Genomic DNA, 16,378 nt, shown 5'->3' with positions numbered 1-16,378 from the left:
TTTCCGGACAGCAACATTGCGTCATATGCCGACACGCGGCCGACTTCCCACATCCTGTGCACGCCCGGTGATAAGACCGCATTACCAATAGATCTCATCGGGAGGTCAAAAATATATGCCTGCTCCGATATGCCGATCTTGCGAAACCGCGATCGATCACTGCCACGGCACGCTCATTATCCACGTGGGCCGCATGCCCGAATGCACGGATCTCGACTGCATCGATTTCGATCACAGCCGTCACACATTCCTCATCGACTGCACCGATATCGCGGGCGGATGCCCCTGCGTCAACCGCTACCGCAGCGCCCGATAAACCGTCAATCCACTCCGTCGTCGAGCTCCTGCCAGGTCAACCGCACATCGAACGGCACCAGGCACTCGATGGCCGGAGACGAAGCGTCACCTCGGCTGCGATGGCCGGACGTGACGTAGTTCCCCGCGGAATCGAGCGTCAACATTTCGATGGAGATCGCCGGTCCGTCCTCATCGACCATCCGGACGATCCAGTAGTGCTGTGTGCCGAACCGGGCGTACTCGGCACGCTTGTCGACGAGATCAGCGGTGATCGTCGTCGGTGAGACAACCTCTACCACCAGCACCGTTTCGGCTACCGTCGGTTTCCGCTTCCATTTCGGCCGGGGCTCATCGATGCGGCGATAGACGATGGCATCGGGACGCTTGTAGTGGAACGGAACCTCCGGGACCAGCATGTCGACATCGCGGTTGACGCGCATACGCGGCTGCGCGGATCCGCGCTTCGCGGATCCGTCCAGGAGTGCGCGCTCGATGTTGCGGGAAATCGCGTTGTGGTTCGGAGACGGCGACTCGCAGTGGACGACCATGCCGTCCTTGATCTCCACGGTGGCCGACATGCCCTCGGGCATCGCGAGATAGCCGTCGATATCGACGGGAAACACATAGGTCTTCGGTGAAGACCAGTCGAACGCGTCCGACACGGTCACCGTACTTCGGCTGGTAGTCGCCGGTAGTCGTAGGTCAGCGAAGTGGGGAAGGGCAGCGAGTCCGCGGTAGTGCCGGGTCGTAGGCTGGGCGGGTGAATTACGACCACGTGCTGTTGCCGTCCGGGGTTGCGTCGACGCCGGACGAGGCGGACGAGTATCTGGCGGGGCAGCAGGGGCTCGCGGAGACCGCGGTGGTCGCCGAGCTGGCGGCGGTGCTGAATCGCCGCAACGGCGAATTGCCCGAGGCGGATACTTTTCTGGGAACGGAGTCGGTGGGCGGAGCCGCGACCGGGGCGGTGCTCCAGGTGTCGTGTCCGTACGACGCGATCGGATTCGTCCGGAATCTGCTGTTCGAGATCGCGACGCCGCGCGAGTACGCGGTGTACGATCCGCAGCTGGCCTGGCTGATCGATCCGGCCGGACGGGTCGACATCACCGTGACGCACGGCGGCGCGGGCGAATTCCCGTACGTGACGAAAGCGCTGTTGGACCTGTGGATTCCCGCCCTGGTCGACCCGAACCCCTACCTCATCGCCGAACGCGCCGATCAGGTCTACATCCAGACATATCGGGACCCGGTCGGGGTGTACACGATCGAATACCGCGACGGCTCGCCCGACAGGCATTTCGGTACGACGTCGGAGGATCCGTCCGAGGTGGTCGCGCTCATCTGGGCGTGGGCCGTCGGCGAGACGCTTGCCGACACCGATTGGAAACGGGTCGAATTCGAGCCCGAACAGCGCTACTGACTCCGGAGGGCCGAACGCGACGACCGGCAGGCGATATGCCGCAGCAAACCGCGGTGCACGCGACCGGATCAGCGACTGAACGCCGGTCGAGCCCAGTCGGATTGCGGTGAACGGAGATCCGACGGGGCTCGATCCCGTGTCAGCTAATGGCAGTGCGACACAGCGGGGAACGGCGTTCAGAGTGCGCGGCGACCCGAAAGCGCTCGGCCGAGCGTCAATTCGTCGGCGAATTCCAGGTCGCCGCCCATCGGGAGGCCCGAGGCCAGCCGGGTCACGCTGAGGCCGGGGAAATCTCGCAGCATCCGAACCAGGTAGGTGGCTGTCGCCTCGCCCTCGGTATTCGGATCGGTCGCGATGATGACCTCGCTGACGTCGATCCCGTCCTGCTGATTGCCGATGCGCGCCAGCAGTTCCCTGATCCGCAACTGGTCGGGGCCGATACCGCTGAGCGGATCGAGCGCGCCGCCGAGAACGTGGTAGCGGCCTCGGAATTCCCGGGTGCGCTCGATGGCCTGCACGTCCTTCGGCTCCTCGACCACGCAGATCATGGTGCGATCGCGGCGCGGATCGGCGCAGATGCGGCACAGCTCGTTATCGGCGACGGTGCCGCACATCACGCAGAACTGCACGCCGTCGCGCACCTTCTGCAACGCGGACTGCAACCGGTCGATGTCGGGAGGTTCCACCTGGAGCAGATGGAAGGCGATGCGCTGTGCGCTCTTCGGCCCGACGCCGGGGAGTTTGCCCAGTTCGTCGATCAGATCCTGGACCGGACCCTCGTACAACTGCGGAAACCCTAGAAATCCGGCAGACCGGGCAGCGCGCCGCCGCCGAGTCCACCGGAGAGAGGACCGAGACGCTCGACGGCGATCTGCTGCGCGTTCGCCATGGCGTCGTTGACCGCGCCGATCACCAGATCCTGTAGACCTTCGACATCCTCCGGGTCGACCACCTTCGGGTCGATCGTCAGCGCGATGACCTCACCACTGGCCTTGATGGTGACCTTGACCAGCCCGCCGCCGGCCTGACCTTCGACCTCGGAGGCCGCGATCTCGGCTTGGGCTTCCATCACCGCCTGCTGCATCTGCTGCGCCTGGGCGAGTAACTGCTGCATGTCGAACTGACCACCGGGCTGCACGGCATGTCCTCTCTGCGGAAAGTGTCGTGGTCCAGCGTAGTGGACGGGCGCGGGGCGATTCCGCCCGCGCCCGAGCCCGAGAGCCCGGTCACCGAGGCCGCCTACGCGTGCCGCCGCGCCGAGCCGATCGATAACGGAACCATTGCCGAAAATCTGAAAGACCGCGACCGGGCCTACCATCGAGAACGGGTCGGACATGAGTCTGGAGACGACATGGGCACGAACCGAGCACGCTTCCGCTCCGTCCTGATATCGGTGTCCGCCATGTTCATCATGGTCGGAGCACCAGCGGCCGCCGCCGATTCCGGGGTGAATCCGCCGATGGACTGCGGCGGCGGGCCAGGACGGCGGTTACGTGGTTCGGCTATTCCTGGCAGCGCGACACCGCCCCGCCCACGCTGATGCTGACCTTCGCGCTGGCATGACCGCGCGATCTTGACCCTCCCGTCACGGGAGGGTGTGCTCTGTAGACATGACAGCGACGGTGTCGATCGGGGAATTCTCCAGACTGACCTATCTCAGCGTGAAGACGCTGCGCCACTATCACGATGTCGGCCTGCTCGCGCCGGTCGATATCGACGCGCATTCCGGCTACCGCCGCTATTCGACCGATCAGGTGACCCGCGCCCATCTGATCCGCAGGTTACGCGGCCTCGATATGCCCATTCCCGAGATCAGGGCGGTATTGGAGGCGCCGGATACCGACACCCGCGACGCCGCGCTACGCGCGCATCTCGAGCGGATGGAGGAGCAATTGCAGCGCACCCGCGACGCGGTGGCGTCGCTGCGCGCACTGCTCACCCCGGCCGCGCCGCTCGCGGTGGAATACCGCACCGTCGCCGCCTTTCCCGCGCTCGCGATCCGCGACGTGGTCGGTCGCGATGCCATCGGCGACTGGTGCGAATCCTCGTTCGCGCTGCTGTACGAGACCATCGCCGCGGCGGACGGTGTACCCGCCGGACCGGGCGGCGCCACCTACTCGATGGATTTCTTCGCGGAGGAGTCGGGCGAAGTACTCGCCTTCGTTCCGGTCGCGCCTGGTGCCCGGTTCGCCACACCGGTAGGCGTCGCGCTGGTGGAAATGCCCGCGCGCCGATTCGCGATCACCGCGCACCGCGGATCGTTCGAGAATTTCGACCGCACCTACGGCGCGCTGGGCAGTCACGTCGCCGAACACGACACCGTGTCGACCGAGCCGGTGCGCGAGATCTATCTGATCTCGCCCGACGAGACCGACGACCCGGCCGAATACCTCACCGAACTGTGCTGGCCCATCGACCACCCCTGAACGACCCGAACAACCCCGATAAGGAGAGGTATGTCCCTGACCCTCGAGAACATCACCTTCGACTGTGCCGACGCCGCGGCGCTGGCGGACTTCTGGGCGCAACTGCTCGAGCGTCCCGTCGACCCGGAGGCGAGTACCGGTTTCGCCACGGTCGGACGCGCGGTGGGCACGTCCCCGATACTCATGTTCATCCAGGTGCCCGACAGGAATCCCGGCAAGAACGTGGTGCATCTCGACCTGCACGCCACCGCGTGGCGCGAGCAGATCGAGCGCGCGGTCACGCTCGGCGCGAAACATGTCGCCGACTTCGAGGAATACGGCGGCCGATGGGCGACCCTGGCCGACCCCGAGGGAAATCTGTTCGATATCGCCGAGGGCTGAGTACACGCGCGGCGGCCCGGCACGATGAGGTGCCGGGCCGCCGCCGTACGTGCGCTCGCTAGCCGAGTTCGTTCTTCAGATTCCCCAGCACCTCGGCCTGGATCTTCTTCAGCCCGAGCGGCGCGAAGATGCCCTCGAAGATGCCGGACACACCGCCCGCGCCCTGCCACGAAGTGCGCAGGGTCACCTGCGAACCCGCACCGTCCGGCGTCACGGTCCAGGTGTTGACCATGGTGGAGTTCGAATCCCGCTCGGTCACCATGGAATCGGACACCGAGACGACCGCGCGCACATTGCGCGAGCGCTTCTCGGTGGCCTGCAACGTCCACTCGGCGACGGTGCCCGCGCCGGTGCCGCCTTCGACGACCTTGTAGTCCCGGTAGTGCGGCGAGAGGATGCGCGGACGCACCGACTGGTAATCCGCGATGGCCTCGAGTGCGCGCTGCGGATCCGCCGCCACGGCGATCGAACTGCTGGCGCTGACCTGTCCCACGATGAACTCCTTGTCCGGGTACGTTGCTCGGCCTTCGGGATTCACCATAGGCGCTGCGCGCCCGGCGAGTGTCGGCGCGCCCCGGTAGGCTCGGACCGCGATACGGCGCTATTCCGATCGAACAAATCCAGTTGCGCTACCGTCATCAGCGATCAATATTCCCGTTGCAACATATGCGTGACATTTCTCCTCCGGTGGTCACCTCGCGGTGGCTGTCGGCCATGGTGCGTACTAGCGTCGAGGGGTGGCAGTGAGTCTGTTGGGTAAAGCCGGTTTCGCGTCGGCCGAACGTGAATCCGGGTTCGCCGCGCACCGGGCGGGCGTGGATCGCCTGTTGGCGAGTTACCGCGCCATTCCCGCCGGTGCGAGCGTGCGGTTGGCGAAGAAGACTTCCAACCTGTTCCGGGCCAGGGCGAAGAACACCGGTCCCGGACTCGATGTGTCCGGATTGACCCGGGTGATATCCGTCGACCCGGTGGCCAAGACCGCCGATGTCGCCGGAATGACGACCTACGAGGACCTGGTCGCCGCGACGCTGCCCTACGGGCTCGCGCCGACGGTGGTCCCGCAGCTCAAGACCATCACCCTGGGTGGCGCGGTCACCGGCCTCGGCATCGAGTCCACCTCGTTCCGTACCGGGCTACCGCACGAGGCGGTACTGGAGATGGACGTGCTGACCGGGGCGGGCGAGATCATCACCGCGACCCCCGACGGCGAATACTCCGACCTGTTCCGCGGCTTCCCGAACTCCTACGGCACGCTCGGCTACACCGTCCGGTTGAAGATCGAGCTCGAGACGGTCCAGCCCTATGTCGCGCTGCGGCACGTGCGCTTCCACGACCTGCGCGAACTCGAGGCGACGCTGGCGAAGATCGTGGACGAGAAGTCCTACGACGGCGAGCAGGTCGACTATCTCGACGGGGTGGTGTTCACCGCCGACGAGAGCTACCTGACCCTCGGCAGGCAGACCGACGAACCGGGCCCGGTCAGCGATTACACCGGGATGGACATCTTCTACCGTTCGATCCAGCACGACAGCCGCATGCCCAAGCGTGACCGGCTGACCATCCACGACTACCTGTGGCGCTGGGACACCGACTGGTTCTGGTGCTCGCGTGCCTTCGGCGCCCAGAACCCCACGGTCCGGCGGTTCTGGCCGAAGCGCTACCGGCGCAGCAGTTTCTACTGGAAGCTGATCGCCCTCGATCACAAGTACCACGTCGGCGACAGGCTGGAGGCCCGCAAGGGCAATCCGCCCAGGGAACGGGTGGTGCAGGACATCGAGGTCCCGGTGGAGCGCACCGCCGACTTCGTGGAATGGTTCCTGCGCGAGATCCCGATCGAGCCGATCTGGTTGTGCCCGTTGCGGTTACGGTACGACGCCGCGACCGCGGGCTCCACCGAGCGCGCCTGGCCGCTCTACCCCCTCGAACCCGATCGAACCTACGTGAACGTGGGTTTCTGGTCGGCGGTGCCGACCACCCCCGGCGCGCAGGAGGGCGCGGCCAATCGAGCGATCGAGAAGACCGTGACCGACTTCGACGGCCATAAGTCCCTGTACTCCGACGCGTATTACGACAAAGATGAATTCGCGGCGCTGTACGGCGGCAGTATCTACACAGAATTGAAGAAACGCTACGACCCGGACCAGCGCTTGCTGGATTTGTATTCGAAGGCGGTGCAACGCAAATGACGACATTCAAGGACCGGTCCGATGTCTTCGCGGATCTCGGAACCAAGCTCAGCATTGCCGAAATCTTCGAGACGCTGTTGGACGGCGACATGCCGATCCGGTTGACCGCCTACGACGGTAGCGCCACCGGTCCCGAGGATTCGGAATTCGTGCTGGATGTGAAGACTCCGCGCGGTATCAACTATCTGGCGACCGCACCCGGCGATCTCGGGATGGCGCGCGCCTACATCGCCGGCGACATGTCGGCCGATGGCGTCCACCCGGGCGATCCGTACGACATCCTGAAAGCGATGGACAGCCTGAAGTTCCGGCGTCCTTCCGCGCTGGCGCTGGTCGCCATCGCCCGCTCGCTGGGCTGGGAACGGCTGCGCCCGATCGCGCCGCCGCCGCAGGAGACCTTGCCGCGCTGGCGGCGCATCGCCTTCGAGGGCCTACGCCACTCCAAGACCCGCGACGCCGAGGCCATCCACCACCACTACGACGTCTCGAACACCTTCTACGAGTACGTCCTCGGGCCGTCGATGACCTACACCTGCGCGGTCTACGAGGACGAGAGCTGGACGCTGGAACAGGCCCAGGAGAACAAGTACCGCCTGGTCTTCGAGAAGCTCCGGTTGAAGAAAGGCGATCGCCTGCTCGATATCGGCTGCGGCTGGGGCGGGATGATCTGCTACGCGGCCAAGCGCGGCGTCAAGGTCATCGGCGCGACGCTGTCGGCCGAACAGGCCGAGTGGGCGCAGCAGCGCATCGCCGAGGAAGGTCTGTCGGATCTGGCCGAGGTCAGACATTCCGATTACCGCGATATCGCCGAGAGCGGTTTCGACGCCGTCTCCTCGATCGGGCTCACCGAACACATCGGCGTGCACAACTACCCGTTCTACTTCGAGTTCATCAAGAGCAAGTTGCGCGACGGTGGCGTGTTCCTGAACCACTGCATCACCCGCCCGGACAACCTACGCACCACCAGGGCCGGTGATTTCATCGATCGGTACGTGTTCCCCGACGGCGAGCTGATCGGGTCGGGTCGCATCATCAGCGAGATCCAGAACATCGGTCTCGAGGTGGTGCACGAGGAGAATCTGCGCGAGCACTACGCGCTCACGCTGCACGAGTGGTGCAAGAACCTGGTCGCCAACTGGGATGCCTGTGTCGCCGACGTCGGCGAGGGCACTGCCAAGGTGTGGGGGCTCTACATGGCGGGCTGTCGGCTCGGATTCCAGCGCAATGTGGTTCAGCTGCACCAGGTGCTCGGCGTCAAACTCGGGCCGGACGGCGCGTCGGGTCTGCCGCTTCGCCCCTGGTGGCAGGCGTAATCGCTATCCCGTGACCCCGTCCGCCCTTCCGGCGGGCGGGGTTTTCTCAATCCAGCAGTTCCGCGAGGAACAGGGCGGGCAGCGTCACTTCCTCGGCTCCCTCGGGCGCGGTGTGCATATCGCTGCGCAGTACCCGCAGGATGGCGAGCACCCCCGGACCCGCGTCCAGTAGCGGCCTGGTCCAGCCGAGTTCGGCACAGGTCGCGGCGGCGGGCAACAGCAGGCCGGTGGCCTCGCCCACCCAGCCCGACGCGGCGAGACATTCCGCCAGGAGTAACGCGGTGTCCAGTTCGGCACGGGGACGGCCCTGCTCGCGGGTCCTGACGTACAGGGCACGGGCGCGGCGGACCGCGCGATCGTCGGAGCCGAGGCGCGCTTCGGCGAGCAGTGCCCTGATATCGGCGATCTCCTGCGCTTCCGAGGCCAGCGCCGCCGCACCGGTCAGCCGGTGGGAGCGATGGACGCCGTCGCTGTCCGTCGCCTGTTCGGCGTCGGCGGCGCTTTCCTGGAGTCCGAGCCGCAGCCGTTCGGCGCGGACGTGGGCGGCCAGGCGCGGCAATTCGTTATCCGCCGCGATCCGCGCGCCTTCATCGAGGCGGGCCGACGCGGTGTACAGATCGCCGAGCACCGCCTTGACCCGCGCGCCGATCACGAAGGTGGCGATCAGGAAATCGACCGGGCCGATCCTGGTCACCAACTGGTGGCTCTCGTCGAACCGTCGATCGGCGGCGTCGAGGTCGCCGCGGCGGTAACTCAATTCGCCCAGCAGCGCCGAGGCCACCCGGACCGCGTGCGAGCGCGGGCCCGATCGGGTGTGCGCGGTGTCCCAGGCCAGGTGGAAACAGCTGTCCGCGGTCTCGATATCGAGTTGTTCGTAGGCCGCGGCGCCCTGCCCGCACAGACCGAAGACCGCGCCGAGTGGATTCTTGGCTCGCGCGTGGTATTCGGCGGCCCAGTCCTGGATCTCGCGGGCGCCGTCGAAATCGAAGGTGCACAGCCGCACGAACGAGATCAGGTTCGCCGCGGTCGAGACCGTCCAGGCGGGTAGTTCGTCGGGCCGTTCCAGACAGTCGGCGACCCGTTCCAGCACACCCTCGGTGTGGTCGCGGGAGATGTCGTCGGAGGCGGCCAGTACCGCCGCCTCGCACCGCTGCTTGATGACATCGGCGTCGGTCGAGGAACTCCGCGCGAGAATATTCGACAGCCGCCCCAGCGCGTTGCGCGCCGCACCGGACTGCTGCAAATTGACATTGGCTCGCGCCACCGCCATCAGTAGTTTGGAGCGCGAGGCCACCTGCTGCATCGGCAGTTTCGACACCGTGCCGAGCAATGTCGCCAGGCGGGAACCGTCGATGAGGTCCATACCGCCGTTCTCGATCAGATCCATCGCGAATTTCAGATCTGTCGCGGCCAGCGCGTGATCGACCGATTTGCGCAGCAGCTGGTGTTCGGCATACCAGCGGGAAGCCTTACGGTGCAAGGATTTCAGCTCGCCCGGCGTGGTGCGCTCCAGCCGGGCCCGCAGATGTTCGGCGAACAGCGGCTGCATCCGGAACCACTCCGGATCGTGTTCGATGCGCTGGAGGAACAGTTCGCGCTGCTCGGCTTGGACGAGGAGCATCTCGGCCTCACTGTCACCCGACAGCGCCGAAGCCAGCGACGCGTTGACCCGCTCGGTCACCGAGATCGCGGTCAGGAAGTCGAGCATGCGGGGTTCGAGGGTGTCGAGCACATTCTCGGCGAGGTATTCGCGAATGCCGTGGCTGCCCTCGGAGAGATTCTCGATCAGCGGGGCCGGATCCGGATTACCGCGCAGCGACAGGCTGACCAGCTGAATCGCGGCGGGCCAGCCGTCGGTGACCTCGTAGATCTGCTGGACCTGCGCGTCGGTGAGATCGAAACCGTTGCGCTCGACGAGGATCCGGGCCGTCTCCTCGACGGTCAGACGCAGGTCCGACGATCCGATCTCCACCAGTTCGTCGTGAACTCGCATCCGGCTGGTCGGCAAACCGGCCTGGTCCCGGCTCGTCACCACGAAACGCAGGTGGTGGCATCCGTTGTCGAGCAGCGCCGCCATCGCCCGGTGCGCACCCCGATCGGCCACCCGATGCCAGTCGTCGACCACGACGACCACGGTTTTCCCGCTGGCGTGGATCTCGTCGATGAGCGTCGAGATGACGTAGGCGGCCGCGTCGGCGGGTCGTTCCTCCAGCACCTGATCCAGACCGGTCCCCAGCTCGGGCCGGACCCTCAAGATCGCCTCGATGAGGTGGGCGAGGAACCAGATCTCGTTGTCGTCGCCGTTGTCGACCCCGATCCAGGCGACCGCGACCCCGCGCTCGGCCAGTTCCGCGCGCCACTGCGCGGCCACCGTGCTCTTGCCGAATCCCGCGGGCGCGTGCACGGCGGCCAGTTTGCGGCGTCCGCCCGCGCGCAGGATCTCGAGCAACCGTGGGCGCGCGACAGGTTCCCTGGCGGGCGTCGGCGGCCGGAATTTCGTCGCCGCGGTGGGCGGCATGGTGGTCGCGTATCCGGAGCCGGTGGGGTGTCGCGATACCGCGGGACGCATCGTCAGCGGCCAGCTGCGGCGGGCGGTCAAGGCGGGCCGCGACGCGGTGGACTCGCCCGCACCGAGCGCGCCGTCCACCTGCCCGGTGAGCGCCGGATCGGGTAGTGCCATCTCGTCGGGCACCTGACCGTGCGCGATCTGGACCGCGCGCAGCAGCTCACCGAATTCGAAGGCCGACCGGGGCCGATCACCCTGCTCGGGTGACATCGCCTTCTCGATCGCGGCGGCGACATCGGGCGGTATGTCCTGATCGCGCAGATTCGGCACGGGTTGGGTGGTGATCCGCAGGAACTGCGCGACCACCTTCTCCCCCGCCTGCCTCTCGAAGGCCGCGTGCCCGGTGAGCAGGGCGAACAGCGTTGCGCCGAGTCCGTAGACATCGGAGCGCACCGTCGGCTCGTCGCCGCGCAGCACCTCGGGCGCGGTGAAGGCGGGCGAACCGGTGATGAGACTGCTCGACGTGCGGAACCCACCGGGAATCCGGGCGATGCCGAAATCGGTGAGTTGCGGTTCGCCGTAGCTGTTGAGCAGGACGTTGGCCGGTTTCACATCCCGATGCAGGATCCCGGCGCGGTGGGCGCTCTCGATCGCACCCGACAGTTTCACCCCGGCGCGCAGGGCATCCTGCCAGGTCAGCGGCCCGTGATCGCGGATCAGCTGTTCCAGCGACCCGCGCGTGCAGTAGGGCATCACGATGAAGGGCAGCCCGGTGGCCGTGACGTCGACCTGGAGGATGTCGACGATATTCGGATGGCCGGAGAGCCTGCCCATGGCCTGTTCCTCGCGCAGGAAGCGCTCACGGCTCTCCCTGTCGATCTCCGAGGACAGCACCTTGACGGCGACCACGCGTTCCAGGGCCGATTGCAGACAGCGGTAGACCACGCCGAAGCCGCCGCGACCGATCTCGACGGCGCCGGACAGACCCATCGCCTCCAGCTCGTCGGCGATCCCTATCGGCTCGTCACGCTCGGTATTCTCCCCCTGCTGCCGAACTTCCCCCCGCGATGACGACGAATCGGCCGACGTTTCCTCGCGACTCCCCCGGCCCGAGCGAATCTGTGGATTCATGTGACCACCTCGAACTCACATCGAATCGACGTCACCGGCGATCCTGCGTGCGCCGACAACAGACAACGCGGAGCGAACCAACGCTGTCCGTTATGCCTACGCATACTCCAACGTAGCGCGCTCCCGGGCCGGGCGGGTGGAGATTCGATTCAGTGGTGTCGCACCGGGGACGGGCGGGTGGTCGACGCCCGCGCTCACCGGATCGCGGCGACGGTCTCACACCTCGGCGGGCACCGGTTCACGGGCGGGTTCGGGGGTCGCCTCGTGGGCGTCTTCCTGGACGTCCTTGTCCTTGAGCACCTCGATGCCGAGTTCGGCGCGGGTCGCGTAGATGACCGAGGTCTCCTGCTCCACGGTCTTGGCCATCGCCTTGTGCCACAGCGTCAGGACGTCGAGCACTTCCTTGCTGCTCGGATCGTCGTCGAGTTCGGTCTTGAGCCGTTGCAGGGTGATGGCCTGCGCCGCGGTCAGCGTGCGCAGCAGATCCTCGCAGCGATTGGGGATCTTGCGATTCGACAGCACACGCAACCGGCTCACGGTCCCGTGGCAGCCCTCGATGATCCGGGCGACCTCGTCACCGACGACGTCGATCTCGTCGGCGTCCTGGGCATTCCAGTGGGCGCAACCCTCGAGCTGATCGCGCACCTCCTCCGACACGGCGAGCACGGTGGAGACCGCGGCCAGAATCGAATCGCGACGCCACTTGTCGCGTTCGCGACGCTCGGCCGCGGAATTGGTGAGTTCGGTACTGCGCTGGGCGGTTTCGATGGTGACTCTGTTGCGTTCGTCGGCCGCCGTTATCGCGTCGCGGTTGGTGCGATTGTTGACGAGGACGCCCACGAGCGCCACGCCGGCAATGATGAGCGAGCTGAGAAGCGGAAACCACTGGGTCACCACGGAATCATCGCATCGTGGCCGGGCCCCGCGCCCCGCAACCGTCGCCGGACCGGGGGAAATCCGGCGACGAAGGCGTTCGTCGCTGGTCAGCGAACCGCGAGTGCGCCGGACGACGAAAGCCCGCCACCGCGAAAGGCGGTGGCGGGCTTCGGCGTAACTACCGGATTACTTGCGCAGCGAGGCCGGAACCTCGAAACGCTCGCCGTAGTTCTTGGCGAGTTCGTCCGCGCGGGTCACGAAGGCTTCCTGTCCACCCGGGTAACCGACGATGAACTGGTGCACGCCACCGGTCCAGGCCGGGTAGCCGATGCCGAGGATCGAGCCGATGTTGGCGTCGGCCGCCGTCTCGAGCACGCCCTCGTCGAAGCACTTCTGGGTCTCGATCGCCTCGATGAAGAGCATGCGGTCGATCAGATCCTGCAACGGCACGGTGAAATCGGCCGTGGTCTTGAAGTGATCGCGCAGGCCCTGCCACAGGCCCAGACGCTTGCCGTTCTCGTCGTACTCGTAGAAACCGGCCTTGCCCAGGCGACCCGGACGACCCTCGGAGACCAGGTAGTCGATGACGTCCTGGGCCGGGTGCCGCTTGTTGCCCATGGTGGTGTCGCCCTGCTTGAAGGCCTCTTCGGTCTCCTTGGCGATCTTCTGCATGAGCGTCAGGTTCAGCTCGTCCGACAACTGCAACGGCGCGGCCGGGTAGCCCGCCTGCATACCGGCCTGCTCGATGGTGGCGGGCTCGATGCCCTCACCCAGCATGGCGATCGCCTCGTTGACGAAGGTGCCGATGACCCGCGAGGTGAAGAAGCCGCGGCTGTCGTTGACGACGATCGGGGTCTTCTTGATCGCGAGGGTGTAGTCGAACACCCGAGCCAGCGCCTCGGGAGAGGTCTTCTCGCCCTTGATGATCTCGACCAGCGGCATCTTGTCGACCGGGGAGAAGAAGTGGATGCCGATGAAATCGCTCTCGCGCTTCACGCCGGTCGCCAGACCGGTGATCGGCAGGGTCGAGGTGTTCGAGCCCAGCAGCGCGTCGGGATCGACGATGTCCTCGATCTCCTGGAACACCTTGTGCTTGAGCTCGGTGTTCTCGAAGACGGCCTCGATGACGAAGTCGACGCCCGCGAAATCGGCGGGGTCGGCGGACGGGGTGATCCGGTCCAGCAGCGCCTTGGACTTCTCCTCGGTGGTCTTGCCACGCGAGAGGGCCTTGGCCTCGATCTTCTCGGAGTAGTTCTTGCCGCGCTCGGCCGCCTCGATGGTGACGTCCTTGAGCACGACCTCGAAGCCCGCCCTGGCGGAGACGTAGGCGATACCGGCGCCCATCATGCCCGCGCCGAGCACGCCGACCTTCTTGATCTCACGCTTGGGCACGTCCTTGGGACGCGAACCACCGTTGTTGATCGACTGCAGGTCGAAGAAGAACGCCTGGATCATGTTCTTCGCGACCGAGCCGGTCAGCAGGTGCACGAAGTAGCGCGACTCGATCAGCGACGCGTTGTCGATATCGACCTGCGAGCCCTCGACCGCGGCCGAGAGGATCGCGCGCGGCGCGGGCATGTTGGCGCCCTTGAGCTGCTTGCGCAGGTTGGCCGGGAACGCGGGCAGGTTCGCCGCGAGACCGGGGGAAGCGGGGGTGCCGCCCGGGATCTTGTAGCCCTTCTTGTCCCAGGGCTGCACGAAGGCTTCGGGATTGGCCTTGATCCACGCCTTGGCGGCGGGCACCAGTTCCTCGATCGAACCGACGACCTCGTTGATCAGGCCGATCTCCTTGGCCTGAGCCGGACGGAACTTGTTGCCCTGCAACAGCACCGACAGCAGTGCGGTTTGCAGACCCAGCATGCGCACGGTGCGGATGATGCCGCCGCCAGCGGGCAGCAGGCCCAGGCTCACCTCGGGCAGGCCCAGCTGCACACCCGGCACGTCGGCCGCGATGCGGTAGTGGGTGGCCAGGGTGATCTCCAGGCCGCCGCCGAGCGCGGCGCCGTTGATCGCGGAGACGACCGGCTTGCCGAGGGTCTCGAGACGACGCAGCGCACCCTTGATGGTGGCCAGCTCGTCCATGAGGGCCTGGCCGTCGCCGGGGCCGACGTTCATCATGTTCTTCAGGTCGCCGCCCGCGAAGAAGGTCTTCTTCGACGAGGTCAGCACCACACCGGTGATGCTGTCCTTCTCGGCCTCGAGCCGGTCGACGGTCGCCGTCATCGACGCCTTGTACAGCTCGTTCATCGTGTTGGCGCCCTGGTTCGGGTCGTTCATCGTCAATACGACGATGCCGTCCGAATCCTGTTCCCAACCGATCATGTTGGATTCGCTCACAGCTCTGTGTCTCCTTGTGAAGAAAAGTCGGTGGGATCAGACGCGTTCGATGATGGTCGCGACGCCCATGCCGCCGCCGATGCACAGCGTGATGAGCGCGTAGCGGCCGTTGCGGCGCTCGAGCTCGTCGATCATGGTGCCGGTGATCATCGCGCCGGTGGCGCCCAGCGGGTGGCCCATCGCGATGGCGCCGCCGTTGACGTTCAGCTTCTCGTCCGGGATGTTCAGATCCTTCTGGAACTTCAGCACCACGGAGGCGAACGCCTCGTTGATCTCGACCAGGTCGATGTCGTCGAGGGTCAGACCCGCCTTGGCCAGTGCCTTCTTGGCGGCCGGGGTGGGGCCGGTCAGCATGATGGTGGAGTCGGCGCCACTGGTGGCGGTCGCGACGACGCGGGCGCGCGCGGTCAGGCCCGAGGCTTTGCCCGCCTCTTCGGTGCCGACGAGCACCAGCGCGGCGCCGTCGACGATGCCCGAGCTGTTGCCGCCGTGGTGGACGTGGTCGATCTTCTCCACGAAATGGAACTTCTGCAACGCGACGGCGTCGAAACCGCCGACTTCACCGACACCGGCGAAGGACGGGGTCAGCTTGCCCAGATCCGCGGCGGTGGTGCCGGGACGCATGTGCTCGTCGTTGTCGAGAACGATCAGACCGTTCTGGTCCTTGACCGGAACGATCGACTTGGCGAAGTAGCCGCCGGTGGTGGCCGCGGCCGCCAGTTCCTGCGAGCGCACCGCGTAGGCGTCGACGTCATCGCGGGTGAAACCCTCGATGGTGGCGATCAGGTCGGCGGAAACACCCTGCGGCACGAAGTAGGTGTCGTAGTTGGTGGCCGGGTCGAGCAGCCACGCGCCGCCGTCGGAGCCCATCGGCACGCGCGACATGGATTCGACCCCACCGGCAAGCACCAGGTCGTCGAAGCCCGAGCGCACCTTCTGGGCGGCCAGGTTGACGGCCTCCAGGCCGGAAGCACAGAAGCGGTTCAGCTGGAAGCCGCCGACGGTGTCGGGCAGGCCGGCCGCGGTCACCGCGGTACGGGCGATATCGGCGCCCTGGTCACCCACCGGCATCACGACGCCGAGGATGAGATCGGAGATCCGGTCCTCGTCGAGGTTCGGGAAACGACCGCGCAGCTCCTGGATCAGACCAACGGTCAGGTCGATCGGCTTGACCGAGTGCAGCGAACCGTTCTTCTTGCCGCGTCCGCGCGGGGTGCGGATGGCCTCGTAAATGTAGGCCTCTGTGGTCATGTGGAGTGTTTCCTTCCTTAGGGTGCGGCGGCCGGGCTCTCGCCCGCCCGAGCGCTCTTTGCACCGCGCGCCGCGCATGGCACGCGGACACGGCTGACCTCGCCGACCGGCCCCGGGACCGACCGTTCTAACGCTGTACAAAACACGGCACGCAACGACCGGCGCACGTTCCAGGTGCCCGCGCACACGGGCATCACATCGAACCTCGCCGGACCGGAGCTCGCGCCCACACGCCCCATACTACCGTGGTGTGCGAA

13 protein-coding genes are annotated in these 16,378 nt (G+C 66.4%); 5 read left to right on the top strand and 8 right to left on the bottom strand.

Annotated elements, in window-relative coordinates; translation table 11 throughout:
• Positions 1–320: 320 nt before the first annotated feature.
• Positions 321–965 carry a Uma2 family endonuclease gene (locus OG225_RS35760; protein WP_405179153.1) on the bottom strand — a complete coding sequence of 215 codons (645 nt, stop codon included), beginning with the start codon at positions 963–965 and terminating at the stop codon, positions 321–323.
• Between the two features lie 92 nt (positions 966–1,057).
• On the opposite strand from OG225_RS35760, the gene OG225_RS35755 reads away from it, so the two are divergent.
• The gene (locus OG225_RS35755) at positions 1,058–1,714 is read left to right on the top strand and encodes a hypothetical protein (protein WP_405179152.1); all 657 of its coding nucleotides are present in this window, start codon (positions 1,058–1,060) and stop codon (positions 1,712–1,714) included.
• Between the two features lie 176 nt (positions 1,715–1,890).
• Here the strand turns inward: OG225_RS35755 and recR are convergent, their stop codons facing one another.
• Together recR and OG225_RS35745 are read right to left on the bottom strand one after the other, a co-directional pair.
• Positions 1,891–2,499, bottom strand: coding sequence for a recombination mediator RecR (gene recR, locus OG225_RS35750; protein ID WP_405179151.1), 609 nt, complete (start codon positions 2,497–2,499; stop codon positions 1,891–1,893).
• An 11-nt stretch (positions 2,500–2,510) separates the two neighbouring features.
• A complete protein-coding gene (locus OG225_RS35745; RefSeq protein WP_109522764.1) occupies positions 2,511–2,852 on the bottom strand; it encodes a YbaB/EbfC family nucleoid-associated protein in 342 nt (113 codons plus the stop codon).
• 472 nt (positions 2,853–3,324) lie between these two features.
• On the opposite strand from OG225_RS35745, the gene OG225_RS35740 reads away from it, so the two are divergent.
• Positions 3,325–4,140 (top strand): MerR family transcriptional regulator, encoded by an 816-nt coding sequence (locus OG225_RS35740; RefSeq protein WP_405179150.1) that lies wholly within the window; start codon positions 3,325–3,327, stop codon positions 4,138–4,140.
• A gap of 30 nt (positions 4,141–4,170) precedes the next feature.
• On the top strand, positions 4,171–4,521 hold the full coding sequence (locus tag OG225_RS35735; protein ID WP_405179149.1) for a VOC family protein: 351 nt from the start codon (positions 4,171–4,173) through the stop codon (positions 4,519–4,521).
• A gap of 58 nt (positions 4,522–4,579) precedes the next feature.
• Here the strand turns inward: OG225_RS35735 and OG225_RS35730 are convergent, their stop codons facing one another.
• Positions 4,580–5,014 carry an SRPBCC family protein gene (locus tag OG225_RS35730; protein WP_216916101.1) on the bottom strand — a complete coding sequence of 145 codons (435 nt, stop codon included), beginning with the start codon at positions 5,012–5,014 and terminating at the stop codon, positions 4,580–4,582.
• Between the two features lie 250 nt (positions 5,015–5,264).
• Between OG225_RS35730 and OG225_RS35725 the strand changes: the two genes are divergently transcribed.
• Complete coding sequence (locus OG225_RS35725; RefSeq protein WP_405183480.1) at positions 5,265–6,707, top strand: FAD-dependent oxidoreductase; 1,443 nt, start codon at positions 5,265–5,267, stop codon at positions 6,705–6,707.
• Positions 6,704–8,020 (top strand): class I SAM-dependent methyltransferase, encoded by a 1,317-nt coding sequence (locus OG225_RS35720; protein WP_405179148.1) that lies wholly within the window; start codon positions 6,704–6,706, stop codon positions 8,018–8,020. The genes OG225_RS35725 and OG225_RS35720 overlap by 4 nt, the downstream gene beginning before the upstream one ends.
• Before the next feature lie 46 nt (positions 8,021–8,066).
• Here OG225_RS35720 and OG225_RS35715 read toward each other — a convergent pair whose 3' ends face one another.
• The 4 genes from OG225_RS35715 to OG225_RS35700 form a co-directional block, all read right to left on the bottom strand.
• Complete coding sequence (locus OG225_RS35715) at positions 8,067–11,657, bottom strand: protein kinase domain-containing protein (RefSeq protein ID WP_405179147.1); 3,591 nt, start codon at positions 11,655–11,657, stop codon at positions 8,067–8,069.
• Positions 11,658–11,873: 216 nt separating this feature from the next.
• Positions 11,874–12,506, bottom strand: a complete 633-nt coding sequence (locus OG225_RS35710; RefSeq protein ID WP_405179146.1) for a hypothetical protein — start codon at positions 12,504–12,506, stop codon at positions 11,874–11,876.
• 213 nt (positions 12,507–12,719) lie between these two features.
• Positions 12,720–14,870, bottom strand: coding sequence for a 3-hydroxyacyl-CoA dehydrogenase NAD-binding domain-containing protein (locus OG225_RS35705; RefSeq protein WP_405179145.1), 2,151 nt, complete (start codon positions 14,868–14,870; stop codon positions 12,720–12,722).
• Between the two features lie 36 nt (positions 14,871–14,906).
• On the bottom strand, positions 14,907–16,121 hold the full coding sequence (locus tag OG225_RS35700) for an acetyl-CoA C-acetyltransferase (protein WP_109522772.1): 1,215 nt from the start codon (positions 16,119–16,121) through the stop codon (positions 14,907–14,909).
• Positions 16,122–16,378 lie beyond the last annotated feature (257 nt).

This window comes from Nocardia sp. NBC_01377, from assembly GCF_045040005.1.
In the GTDB taxonomy this organism is placed as follows: Bacteria; Actinomycetota; Actinomycetes; order Mycobacteriales; family Mycobacteriaceae; genus Nocardia; species Nocardia noduli.
This window is presented reverse-complemented; position numbering and strand designations above follow the sequence as displayed.